At 61.8% G+C, this 12,984-nt stretch carries 5 protein-coding genes; 3 read left to right on the forward strand and 2 right to left on the reverse strand.

Going from position 1 to position 12,984, the window contains the following annotated elements:
* Positions 1-39: 39 nt before the first annotated feature.
* Positions 40-3,339, reverse strand: a complete 3,300-nt coding sequence (locus J3U87_RS02630) for a WD40/YVTN/BNR-like repeat-containing protein (protein WP_237381472.1) — start codon at positions 3,337-3,339, stop codon at positions 40-42.
* A 451-nt stretch (positions 3,340-3,790) separates the two neighbouring features.
* On the opposite strand from J3U87_RS02630, the gene J3U87_RS02635 reads away from it, so the two are divergent.
* The 3 genes from J3U87_RS02635 to J3U87_RS02645 all read left to right on the forward strand — a co-directional run bounded on the left by J3U87_RS02635 (position 3,791) and on the right by J3U87_RS02645 (position 9,632).
* Positions 3,791-6,064, forward strand: a complete 2,274-nt coding sequence (locus tag J3U87_RS02635; protein WP_237381473.1) for a serine/threonine-protein kinase — start codon at positions 3,791-3,793, stop codon at positions 6,062-6,064.
* A gap of 312 nt (positions 6,065-6,376) precedes the next feature.
* Positions 6,377-8,755 (forward strand): rhomboid family intramembrane serine protease, encoded by a 2,379-nt coding sequence (locus J3U87_RS02640; protein WP_237381474.1) that lies wholly within the window; start codon positions 6,377-6,379, stop codon positions 8,753-8,755.
* Between the two features lie 64 nt (positions 8,756-8,819).
* Complete coding sequence (locus tag J3U87_RS02645) at positions 8,820-9,632, forward strand: DUF547 domain-containing protein (protein WP_237381475.1); 813 nt, start codon at positions 8,820-8,822, stop codon at positions 9,630-9,632.
* A gap of 249 nt (positions 9,633-9,881) precedes the next feature.
* Here the strand turns inward: J3U87_RS02645 and J3U87_RS02650 are convergent, their stop codons facing one another.
* Complete coding sequence (locus tag J3U87_RS02650; RefSeq protein ID WP_237381476.1) at positions 9,882-12,458, reverse strand: sigma-54-dependent Fis family transcriptional regulator; 2,577 nt, start codon at positions 12,456-12,458, stop codon at positions 9,882-9,884.
* Positions 12,459-12,984: the final 526 nt, after the last annotated feature.

The following is a 12,984-nucleotide window of genomic DNA, read 5'->3' on the forward strand; positions in this document are numbered from 1 at the left end:
CCCCACGAAAAAAGGGCACCCGTGGGTGCCCTTTCGCGATTACTCGGGTTTCCAGTTCGGCAGGCGCCCTGGCGTGTGGGGCGCGCCGGCCGCTTCCATCTTGGCCTCGATGTCGGCCAGGTCCTTCTCGATCAGGGTGCGCAGCTTGGGCAGCACCTCCGCGAACTGGCTCGCCGCCAATTCGTATTCGCGTTGGACACTCGCCGTGGCCGCGGAAGACGACCGCCAATGGCTGAACAGGATGCCGCCCAATCGGCCGTTGATGGACGGCGAGATTGGCTCGTATACCTTGGCCACCGCCCGATCGCCGAACAGGGTCCGCTTCAGCGCGCGCAGCCGGGACTGCATGTCCTCGAGCGACGTCAGCCAGGCGCGATCGGCCTGGGGCGTGTCGTGAACCGCCGCCTTCAGGTGATCCAGCCGCGATTCGGCGTCGCGCAGCGCGGCGTTGGCACTCTGCACGGCGCGCAGCAACCGCGCCGTCTTCTGTTGGAACGCCACCAATCCGGCGCGATCCTCGGCGGGCAGGGTCGCCACGCCCAGGGGACGCACCTCGAAATCGACCGGCTCGCCCAGTTGGGTGAGGGCGCCGTCAATCTGCTTGTACAGTTGCGCACTGTAGGTACCGGGCACCGCCATCGGGCCCATGGGGTCCTCGGCGAAGGGGTTGGTGGTGGGCTTGAACTTGAGGTTGGTGGGGTTGGGCGCCGACCAGCGCAGATCCCAACTGATGCGGTGCAAGCCCGCCCGGTTGGGCGCCTTCAGCGTGCGCACCACGGTACCGGCGTCATCGCGGATCATCACCAGGACGGCCGGCTTCCCGGCCTCCTGCTCGGCGCGCCACGCGTCCCAGGAGGGGTAGGAAAGCGGCTGTTTCTTTTCGACCTTCGCCTTCTCGGCCTTGCGGCGCTGGTCCGTCAGCGAGGGGTACGCTTCCTTCAGGTAGAGCGTCAGCACGGCACCGAAGGGCGGGTTATCGGCGTTGTAGAACGAATCCCCCTGGAATCCCTTGCCGCGCACACCCAGCTCGTAGCTCTCGTGATAGGCCCAGGCATCCTTGACGGGAAACAGGTGGGCTTCCCGTTCCAGAAGGGCTTCGTCCATCGTGCGCAGCGGCGAGTAGTCGTCCAAGACGAAGAAGCCGCGCCCGAAGCTGGCCGCGACCAGGTCGTTTTCACGAGGCTGGATATCGAGGTCGCGAATCGCGATCGTCGGCATCCCGCCCTGGAGGCGAATCCAGGAACCGCCGCCGTTCATGCTGGTGAACAGACCGAATTCGGTGCCCACGAACAGCAATTCCGGATCGATCGGATCTTCCACCAGACAATAGGTGGAACCGCGCTCGGGAAGATCGGCCGTGATCGTCGTCCAACTGCGTCCGCGGTTGTCGCTTTTCAGGACGTAGGGTTTGAAATCGCCGCTCTTGTGGTTGTTGAACACGGCGTAGACCCGATCGGCCTGATGGCGCGAGGCGACGACTGCGTTCACGTAGGTGCGTTCGGGAATGCCGGGAAAGCGATCGAGGCGGCGCCAGTTCTGGCCGCCGTCTTCGGTCACCTGAATCAAGCCGTCGTCCGTACCCGCGTAGATCAGGCCCTCGGTCAGCGACGATTCGCTGAGGAAGACCACGTTGCCGTAGGGCGAGGTGGAGCGGCTCTTGGCGATGGAATCGATCGACCAGATCTTGCCCATCACCGGCAGGGTGTTGCGATCCAGGCCGCGCGAGAGATCGCCGGAAATGGCGGTCCAGCTCTGCCCGCGATCGTCGCTGCGGTAGACCCGCTGCGAGGCGAAGTACAGCCGCGTCGGGCTGTGGGGGCTGAGGATCAGGGCCGCATCCCAGTTGTAGCGCGCCGGATCTTCGTCGTTCTCGACCGGTGGCTGGATGAAGGTGATCTCGCCGGAGGCCTTGTCGAACCGGGCCAGACCGCCGTACTGGTATTGGGCGTAGACGATGTTCGGATTGCCGGGTTCGATCGCCGGCTCGAAGCCGTCGCCACCGACGGTCACGAACCAATCGCGGTTGGTGATGCCGTGCTGGCTGTTGGTGCGCGAGGGGCCGCCCAGGGTGTTGTTGTCCTGGGTGCCGCCATAGATGTTGTAGAAGGGTTTGGCGTCGTCCACCGCCACCCGGTAGAACTGGGTAATGGGCAGGTTGGTCTTCATCGCCCAATTCTGGCCGCGGTCGAAACTCTCGTAGAGGCCGCCGTCACAGCCGACCAGCAGGTAATCGGTGTCGTTCGGGTCGATCCACATGGCGTGGTTGTCCACGTGTTTGGCGCGCTCGGGTACCTTGTGGAAACTCTTGCCGCCGTCCTCGGTGACGTGCAGCCAGGTGTCCATGGCGTAGACCCGATCGACGTTCTTGGGATCGGCGAAGATCTCCTGGTAGTAGAGCGGCGGCGACGAATTGTAGCTGCTGCGTTTTTCCCAGCTCTCGCCGCGATCGGTGGAGCGGAAGAAGCCGCTCTTGTCCTGGGCGGCCTCGACCATGGCGTAGACGACATCCGGATCCACCGGCGAGATCGCCAACCCGATGCGGCCGAGTTCGACCGAGGGCAGGCCGTTGTGGATCTTGCGCCACGTCTTGCCGCCGTCGGTGGACTTGTGCAGGCCGGAACCGGGGCCGCCGTGGATTTGGGTCCACACGCGGCGACGGCGTTGGTGGGCGGCCGCGTAGAGGACGTCCGGATCGCGCGGATCCATCACCAGGTCGGTGACGCCGGTGTGCTCGTCGATTTCGAGAATGGCCTTCCAATCGGCTCCGCCGTTTTCGGAGAGAAACAGGCCGCGCTGACCGCCGGCCGACCAGAGCGGGCCCTGCGAGGCGACCAGGATCCGGTTGCTGTCGCGGGGATCGACGATGATCTTGGCGATGTGTTCGGACTCTTTCAGGCCCATGTGCTCCCAGGACTTACCGCCGTCGCGGGAGCGATAGACGCCGTCGCCGTAGCCGACGCTGCGCTGATTTTGGTTTTCACCGGTGCCGACCCACACGACGTGGGGGTTGCTGGGGTCGAGCGTGATGCAGCCGATGGAATAGCTGCCCTGGCTGTCGAAGATGGGCTGCCAGGTGGTGCCCGCGTTCTCGGTTTTCCAGACGCCGCCGGAGGCGACCGCCACGTAGTATCGGGCGCGATTGCGAGGATCGACGGCCAGGTCGCCGATGCGGCCCGAGGTCAGGGCCGGGCCGATGTTGCGCAAGGCGAGGCCCCCCAGCAGCTTGGCGTCGAGTTTCGATGTTGGTTCGGTTTTATCCGGTGTTTTCTTTTTGGCGGCCGAGATGGGAAGACAACCGAGCAACAGTGCTGTCATGAACAAATAACCGGTTCGGTTCAAGTGAAGTACCTCCAAGGGATGGATATCGGTGGACGTGCATCGGGTGCACGACGATGTGCGGGGAGGAAGCAGGGGGTCTCACATCCAGGGGTGGGACCCAGCGAAAGAAGTAAGGTGGGGAGAGCGACGGTCCCGCCCGGCGCGGTGGCCGGCCTCGAGCGAGCGCCTCGGGCAGGGCGGAGAATGGGCAAACGCGATCGGTGAGACCGCTCATCTATGCAACGCGGAAAAAGTACCGAAGAAGGCGCCCGTAATCGGCACGAGTGTGGACATTTCCGCGGCGGAACGATTCGAGCGGACCCAGTTCCTCTCGGTTTGCGGCGGCAGTTGGTTGTTTCTTGTTGCGATTCATGCGATAAGGTTGCATGGGATGGCTAGAAAATAGCAGAATTCGGACTCGATCGCACCCGCTCCTTCTGCCGATTCGATGACCACGCCGTCGCGAGACCTCATGGATACCGCCCGCTGGAAACAGATCAACGACATTATGAACGCCGCTTTGGATCTGGAGCCCGAAGCGCGTGATGCGTTCCTGCGCAAAATCTGCAGGGATGACGCCGATTTGCGCTCCGAGGTCGAGAACATGCTGGCGGTGGCCGACGTGACCTTTCTCGAGAAACCGGCGCTCGCCAGCCCCGAACTCTCCCCCGAGCCGCGCTCCTACGAATCCGGGTACCGCATCGGGCCCTACCGCATCGTGCAGGAAATCGGGCGCGGCGGCATGGGGGCCGTCTACATGGCGGTCCGGGAAGGCGAGGGTTTTCAGCAGGAAGTCGCACTCAAGGTCCTGCAGTTCGGCATGGCCTCGGCCGATCTGATCCAGCGCTTCCACAACGAGCGCCAGATCATGGCCAACCTCAACCACCACAACATCGCCAAGTTGCTGGACGGCGGCGCCACCGAGGATGGCCTGCCCTATTTCGTGATGGAGTACGTGGACGGTGTGCCGATCCACGATTACTGCCGGGTGCGACGGCTTTCCGTGCCCGCCCGGCTGCGCCTGTTCCGCAAGGTCTGCTCGGCCGTGCATTTCGCCCATCAGAACCTGGTGGTGCACCGCGACCTGAAACCCGGCAACATTCTGGTGACGGCCGAGGGCGAACCCAAGCTGCTCGATTTCGGCATCGCCAAGCTGTTGCGTCCCGGGACCTTCGAGCCGGTGACCATGACTACCGCCGGGGTGCGGCCCATGACGCCCGAATACGCCAGTCCCGAGCAGGTGACGGGCGAGGCCATCACTACCGAAAGCGACATCTACTCGCTCGGCCTGCTGCTCTACGAGCTCCTCTGCGGGCACCGTGCCCACCGCTTCGCCAACCGCTCGGAAGAAGAGGTGCGTCGTGTCGTGTGCGAGACGTACCCGCCGAAACCGAGCCAGGTCATGTGGGAGCGCTACGAGCGACCCAGCGAACGCGGACCGATCGTCTTGACACCGGAAATCGTGTCGCGCGAGCGCGGTACCGATCCCAAACGCCTGGCCAGACAGTTGGGCGGCGATTTGGACAACATGGTCATGATGGCCATCTCCAAGGATCCGGATCACCGCTACGCCTCGGCCGAACAGTTCTCCCACGACATCATCAACTATTTGGGCGGATTCCCGATTCTCGCCCGTGGCAAGAGTTCCTTCTATTTGGCGCAGCGCTTTTTCGAACGCCACCAGTTCGCGATTCTCATGATCTCCCTGATGGGCATGATGCTGTTCCTGTTCTCGCTCACCACGCTGGTGCAGCACCGGCAAACCCAGCGCGAACACCGCATCGCCGAAATGGAAAAGCAGAAGGCCCGTCAGCTCAATCATTTTTTCAGCGCCCTGTTCGCCGAACCCGACTTCGTGGTGCGCAACCGTTCCGAAATCTCCACCGAGCGTCTGACGAGCCGGGCCGTGCATCGCATTCGCGCCGGTTATCCCAACGAACCCGAGGTCCAGGCCGCCATGATGCACGCCGTCGGCAACGTCTGCCTGCAGTTGGGCGCGCTCGATCAGGCCCATCCCTTGTTGGAGGAGGCCCTGCGGATTCGCGGCGACGTGCTGGGCAAGGATCACTTGGATTATGCCGAGAGTTTGCGCGACCTGGGCACCGTCCGCCTGCGTCAAGGTCGCCTGGTGGAGGCTGAATGCCGTTTGGCGGATGCGCGCAAGGCGCTTGAAAACATAAAGATGCACGATTCACCCTCCTACGCGGGGGTGATCGAGGAATTGGCCCAGGTCTACGGGCGCATGCAGCGTTTCGACGAAGCCGAGGCCCTTCACTGGCAGGCTCTGGAAGTGGTTCAGAGTGTCGAGCCCCGCGATCCCGAAATGGTGACCCGCATCCTGCTGCAATTGGCCCATCATTTCATCGCCGTGGATCGTCCCGATCGCGCGCGGGTCGTGCTGAACTGGGCCCTGTCGGAACAGGTCGCGTCCGGCTCCGATGATGGCCTGGCCCACACCCTGATTCGCCTGGCGACCCTGGAGCATCGATGCGGCCGCGATGAACATTCGCGCATCTGGGCCGAACGGGCCGGCGAAGTGGCGGCCATGATGTTTCACGAAAAGCACCCCCTGCAACGCCAGTTGTCCGAGCTGCGCGAGATTCACGCCGCATCGTTGGATGCGTCTCAGGACGGAGAGGGCTCACCCGAGATGCCCATGCTCGAATCGGGCATGGTTCCGGCCGAGGTCTCGAGCAAGGGCGCCGAACAGAAGGACGGTGGCCAGGACGAACCGGAAAAGTATTGAGGGTCGCGCGGTTCGATTCGCGCGTGCGCGGTTCGGGTCTTCGAACGTCGGGTCACCCCGAGCGAAAAACAGAAATCCAACACGATTTTTTTCGCTTCGACGCCTATATCTTCGAGGGACTTTTGGCGATAGTGTCGATCTTGTGATCGGGTCGCTTCCCTCCGGGTCGACGATCCGATATGGTTGGCCTTGTTTTCGCGCCCCTTGCCGATAACTCGGGGAACTCTTGTATGGATTTCGGCATCGAACGCGGAGACCGCGGCGCGATGCGGCACCGGGTCGAGATGGTGCGGCGCAAAAGGAGAGGTTGCGGTGATCATTCCCATCGGTTTGGAAGAAAACGAACTTCGGCGGGCCCCCCTGATCAGTTTCGGAATCATGGCGCTGTGTTTTCTGATTCACGTCGGCCTGCCGTTTACGGGCATGAAGACCACCGACGATTTGGATGAATCTTTCCGGACCTTCATTACCTATTATGCCGAAAACCCTCATTTGGAATTGGAGGACGAGGCGCGCTCGCATTTCGTCGAAATGGGGGTGGCGATCGAGGAAATCGAGAACATCATCAAGACGCAGGCCGCCATGCAGGACATCCCGGGCATCATGTCCGAGCCCAATGTCCACGAGATCGAGGCGGGCAGTCAGGAACTCAACCATTTGGCCTGGCGATTTCTGGACATGGTCTACGAGATGCCGAGCCGCAAATTCGGGTACATCCCGGCCGAGGGTGGCATCTTCAAACTCTTGAGCCACGTGTTCCTGCATGCCGGCTGGTGGCACCTGATCGGCAATCTGCTGTTTTTCTACCTCAGCGGCCCCTTCCTCGAAGATCGCTGGGGCCGGTCGTTTTTTCTGGGGTTCTTTTGCCTGGGCGGGATGTTCGCCGGCATGATGCACGGCGTTCACTACGGCGACAGCACCATTCCCCTGGTGGGTGCGTCCGGGGCGATCGCCGCCTGCCTCGGTGCCTTTCTGGTGAACTTCGCGACGATGAAAATCAAGTTGTTCGTGTGGCTCGGCCTGATCATCGCCCGCACTTTCGATGTGGCCGCCTGGGTCGTCCTGCCGCTGTACCTGCTCAAGGAAGTGTTTTTCGGTGTCATGATGGATTCGATGGGTGTCGCATCGGGTGTGGCGCACTGGGTGCACGTATGGGGTTTCTTCTTCGGGGTCGCGGTGGCCGGCGGCATGAAATTGACCGGGCTGCAGCGGAAATTGGATCCCAAGGGGCTCGACCTTGACGATCCGGAAAACAACCCGTTGCGCGCGGTCGACATTGCGGAACGCACGGGTCGCGGGCACGAGGTCCTGGGGATCCTGGCCAAGGGAGTCAAGAATCACCCGGAATTCATGGAAGTCTGGAAGCGCTACTGGGCCAAGGCGCGGGAAGCCGAAAGCAAAGAGGACATGCGCATCGCCGGTCGCAAGCTGTTGCCCTGGTACCTGGGCGAGGGCGAAGTGGACCAGGCCTACCTGATCTGGCAGGGCTTCGATCGGTCGATGCCCAACGTGCGTCTGCCCCAGGGCATGGTCGCCAAATTGGCGAAGGGCTTGTTCGAAGCCCACCGCTACGACGAAGCTGAAAACATGTTGATGCGCTGTGCGGAAACCAGTGCGCCCCACGAGGCGGTGGGCCTCTTCAACCTGGTGAAACTGGCCGGTAGCCGGAATCATCGGTTGGCACTGGACATGGGGGCGCAACTGCGCGATTCCTCGGATTTGGACGAGGGGCGCCGCCGCGAGTTCGAATCGCTGTGGGCCAAGTGGGAAGCCGACCCCGATTATCGGGATTATCAGTACCAAGAGATTGCTGTCGAGGTGGGTGAGGGCGATTCGGGTGCAGCGCCATCACGAGGCCCGGTGCAGGCGATCGAAATCTCGTCCCTTCCCCTGGCCGGAGAGGAAGAGCCGGTGCACCACGAGGCGGCCCAGGTGGCCGCCACGCCGCTGGACCTGTCCCCCGAAACGATTCGGGACGAGGCTTCCTTCGAAGCGCACCAGCAGCAGGCCTTCGACGCCGCCTTCGCGGCGGAAGGGGCGCCCGCTGTCGCGGCGGGTCCGCCACCGCTGCCTGTCGCACCCGTTCAGGGGGATCCCGAGGTGGAACTGCCGCTGCCCGAAGTGCCCGTGCCGCCACCCGCTTCGGTATCGGTCCCCGTGTCGGCGGGATCGGGGCAAACCCATGCCGACGAGGAAGATCCGTTCGACCGATTGCTGGATGGGCCCGCTGACGACCTGGTCGAGTCCCTGCACCGTATCGGGGCCCTGGATGTCCACCCGGCCATTCCGGAGCGGATTGGACGCGAGGGCTTGGTGCTGGTGATTCGCGAAAAGCACCGCAAACGGATTCCCTTCGACCGAATTCACGGCATGTCGCTCGGCATCGTCCAAGGCGAGGCGCAAAAGTCGGTCGTGGTCTTGGACCTGGTGTGCGATCCGCTGGCCGTCGCACGCTCGAAGCACCGCGTCTTTCGGATTTGGGCCAATCGGTTCGACGCCCGCAAGCTGGTCCCCTCGGAAAACCCCAAAGCGGCGTTTTTCCAGTTGGTCGGCACCCTTGCCAAACACTCCGGTGCGATCGTGATGCCCGATCGACACGTATTGAGTGGCAAGGGATTGAAGCGGTACCCAAGCGAGGAGGCCTTCGAGTGGGAGCTGTACCAGGTGGATCACCAGGCTCAGCGGGAATGATTCCTCGAATGGTGGTTGTTTGGCCGGTGGGGATGTGACGAGCGTGGGAACGCAAGGGGTGACGATGCGAAAATCGGGTGGGGTGGTTCTTCTGTTTTTTCTGACACTGGTGGCGGCGTCCGGATGGTTCGGCTGGCGTTGGTTCGCCGGCCTCGATGGCGCGGACGCGATCCTGATCCCCGACGGTCGCGCCTATTCGCGGCCCGATCCGACCGCCTACCAGCGGTTTCTCACCGCGGTCGTCGACGATCGGGGCCGGGTCGATTACACCAAGGCCGTGGGCACGGTACGCAGCGATCTCGACACCTATCTCGAACAGGCGGCCTCGGCCACGCCGGCCGTGTTCGACGACGATTCCCAGCGATTGGCCTTTTTCATCAACGCTTACAACGCCAGCGTGATCGCCGGGGTCCTGCATCATTGGCCGATCGATTCCATCGATGAGGTCGGTCCGCTCCACCAGTTCTTCCGCGATCGGGACTACCGCATCGCCGGGTCGACGGTTTCCCTGCATGGCTTCGAGTCGCGGGTGATTCGTCGATTCGACCCCCGGCTTCATTTCGCGCTCATTTGCGCCTCCGCCTCTTGCCCGCCGATGTCGCGCGAGGCCTACGTGGCCGAGACTCTCGAACGCCAGCTCGAATCGGCGGCGGTCGCCTTCATCCGCGATCGCCGCTTCAATCGCTACGAACCCGAGGAGCACACTTGGTACCTGTCCTCGATTTTCAAGTGGTACGCCGACGATTTCGGCGGCGAGGCGCAGGTGCGCCAGATGTTGCGGCGCTACGTCACGGTCACCCGCCACGAGCCGGCGCACATCGTCTATCTCGATTACGACTGGTCGCTCAACACCCCGGAAACCGAGCCGGCCCTCTGATCGCGAGCCGATTCTTCGAAGTGGGTCCTTTGGGAATCCCCGCATGTCGAGAGGGTCGCCTCATTTCCCCGTTCTTCGATAGACAAGGATACGCCAGCATCGACGTTTCGCTCTTGAAATAGCTGACTTATTGTGAGTTACGCCGCTTCGAAAGTCGGCCCAGCGGGCCAACCTACAGCTATGACGCCCCTCTCGGCATGCGGGAACGCTCCTGATACGTGCTTCGATGGGCGGGCTACGCAGGTGCGCTCACCGGCGGAATTCGCGGTAGTCCAGCTTGGCGCGGCTGTTCTTCAGGAAGTCCAGGAACCGGTTGTAATCCTTGTCGACGATGCCCATCATCGCGGCGGCCTGCTTGTAGCTGCCCTTCGATTCCGTCAAGGCCTCGCGCACCAGGGCCAACAGGTTGGCGTGGGTGATCTCGTGCTGCCGATAGGGCTGTTGCACCATGCCCCAAAACGCGTTGGGCCCGCCATCGCAAACCTGGCGAAACAGTTGCGTGCCACCGACGCCGCTTTCCTGCTCGTTGCCGCGCTGGTGCATCTCCGCGGCGAGGCTCTGCTCGATCGCCGCCTCCGTCATGTTGCCGTCCTCCGCGAACATCACGAGGGCGCGATTGATGACCGCCTCCAATTGGCGGACGTTGCCGGGCCAGGAGTAGCCTTCCAGGGCCTGCATGGCTCGGTTCGACCAGGTGATTTTCAGGCCGGGCACCTTTTGCTCGTAGCGGGCCGAAAAGTGGGCGGCCAACAACGGGATATCCTCCAGACGTTCGCGCAGCGGCGGAATCCGCACCACCAGGGTCTGGAGGCGGTAGAAAAGGTCCTCGCGAAACTTGCCCTCTTTCACCAGTTGCCAGAGGTTCTGGTGGGTCGCCGCCAGAATGCGGACGTTCGAGGTGATCGTCTCCTGGCCGCCCAAGCGCTGAAACTTCTTGACGTTGCCCTGTTGCAGGACGCGCAGCAGTTTGATCTGGACCGACGGCACGATGTCGCCCACCTCGTCGATCAACAGGGTCGTTTCGTGGGCCTGCTCGATGCAGCCGATCCGGCGGTGGGTCGCGCCGGAGAAACTGCCCTTCTCGTGACCGAACAACTCGCTCTGAATCAGGTTCGGGTCGCCGCCGAAGCTGGCGAAGTTGGTGACGACCATCGGTTTCTTGCCGCGGTTGCTGGAATTGTGCAGCGCAAAACTGACCATCTCCTTACCCGACCCCGTTTCTCCGGTGATCAACACGTTCAGATCCTCGCGGCCGGAGCCGTTGATGCGGTGAATGGCGTCGAAGGTTTGGCGCATCGCGCCGGTCGGTTTGCCCACGAGGTTGCCGAAGTTGTAGGTCACCTCGGCGGCGTGGGTGTGGGTGTCGAATCCGAACTTGAAATCCTGGTCCAGCTTTTTGGCTTCCTCGGTCTCGGTGAAGACCTTCTCCAAGATGCCGGCCTGGAACAGGGCGATCCCGATCTGGTCGCAATAGAATTCCAGCTTGGCCAGGTCCTGCTTGGAGAAATGCTCCAACTCGCGGCTGCTGACACTGAACAGGCCGATGACCTCGCCGCGCACGCGGATCGGCGCGCACATTTCCGAACGGATCGAGGGGTTGAAGGCGCGGTAATAGGGGTCGCGGCGCACGTCGCTGACCAGGTAGGGCTTGTTCTCGCTGGCCACGAAGGCCGAGATGCTGGTGGGCGTGCCTTCCTTGTCGGCCAGGGGGATGTCCTTCAGCGGGTTGCTGAATTGGCCGGCCTGGCTGACGAACATCAGGCGGTTGCGCTCGCGCGAGTAGAGGGCGAGGGTTCCGTAATCCGCGCTGAGGAACGGCACCAGGGTATCGATGATGTGCTGGAATATGATTTTGATGTCCCGCTCCTGTGAGCGGATCCAGTGCTGCAGGTACAGCAGGAACGACAGCGTCGAAATCTGGTAGGGCTTCTGCTGCAACAGTTTCTCGATCTGCTCGATGAAGTGGAACAGATTGTCCTTGGTCTTGCCCACCAGGCGGACCTCGCCCAGGCACAGCAGCACGTGGTGGCCTGGTTTGAACACGATGCCGGTGAGTTTCTGATCGGCCGGAATCGCTCGGGACGTCGTAATTTTCCCCCATTCACTGAGGAAAAATACCTGATCCTTGTCGCGCTTGACGTTGAAGAGCAGGGTTTCCGATTCCCACTCGCCCTCCAGTCCGTTTTGGCTGATGGCCTGATAGGTGTTGCCGTCCAGCCGGCGCAGCAACAGGACCGGCGATTCCAGTAACCGGTTGAAGAGTTCCGTGATGAAAATCGGCGTCTCTTTTTGGCGAATGGTTCGGGTGGCCTGATCCAGAACGTCCTGTTCCATGCGCCACACCATTTTTTCGTAGACCGGCAACAGCGTCTGACACAATGCCTGGATGTCGGTCAAATCCAACTGCGAGAGATAGGCCTTGGTTTCGTTGAGGCCGAACATGCTGACGAGCCCGAGGTTGGAGTCGCGCCGCACCTGGAAGATGGCCATTTGGCGCGGCCGGATCGTGCGCTGTAGATAAAAAGACCGGGGGTCGTCCAAATCGAACTTGTCGAAAAAGAGCGGCTCGTCCATGGAGAGCGCCATGCTGCGCCAGGACAGGTTGTCGGCGATCGGAATGTGGCGCATCGGCAGCAGGCCCGAGTGGTGGGTGTCCGTGTAGATGCAGCGCAGGACTTGCGCGATGTTGTCCTTCAAATCGAAAACGAAACCCCAATTCTCGCCGTAGCGCTTGCGGATCTCACCGACGAACTCTTCGAATGTCCGGATTTCGCGATCCGACAGCCGGGGCGTATTTTCGCCCAGGACCTCGATTTCTGTCGCCATGTTCCCCAAACCCCTTGTCGCCCGTTTCAAAAATATCTCTTGGCCGGTCATGAATCATTCCATACGACATTGACCGATCGCGAGAACCGGACGCATTCTACCTGATAGAGTCGTTTTTTGACAATTTATCGGGGTTTTGTGGTGTGGGTCTCAGTTTTGTGAAAGGGAAAAAAATGTGCCAAAAAGAAAGAAGGTGTGTTTGGTGGGGTTTGCCGAGAATTGTGACTTATGGCACGTCGGTTGCTCAAGAACCTTTTTCAGGAAGGAAAGACGCGGGTGTTTCTCCTCCAAGAACACACCAAAAGTTACCAGCGGCGACTTTCTTCTGTAACCAAGGATAGTTTAGTTCTTGTTCCAAAGCTATCTGTTCTCTCCTCTATGCTAGTTTTTGGAACGACCGCGGTGAAATGTTTCCCGCGGTTTTTTTTTGTCCAAAAATAACCGCATCGTCTGGTAAAGGTCGTGTCTTGGTTCGATGAGCACCCGCGTGTCGGATGGGAAAGGTTGGTCTTGGTCGTGGATCCGA

Source organism: Sulfidibacter corallicola (genome assembly GCF_017498545.1).
GTDB classification, from domain to species: domain Bacteria; phylum Acidobacteriota; class Holophagae; order Acanthopleuribacterales; family Acanthopleuribacteraceae; genus Sulfidibacter; species Sulfidibacter corallicola.

Excerpts from the sequence above, each read along its gene's own strand:
- J3U87_RS02635 (WP_237381473.1), top strand. The coding sequence starts at position 3,791 with ATGGATACCGCCCGCTGGAAACAGATCAACGACATTATGAACGCCGCT.
- J3U87_RS02645 (WP_237381475.1), top strand. The coding sequence starts at position 8,820 with ATGCGAAAATCGGGTGGGGTGGTTCTTCTGTTTTTTCTGACACTGGTG.
- J3U87_RS02650 (WP_237381476.1), bottom strand. The coding sequence starts at position 12,458 with ATGGCGACAGAAATCGAGGTCCTGGGCGAAAATACGCCCCGGCTGTCG.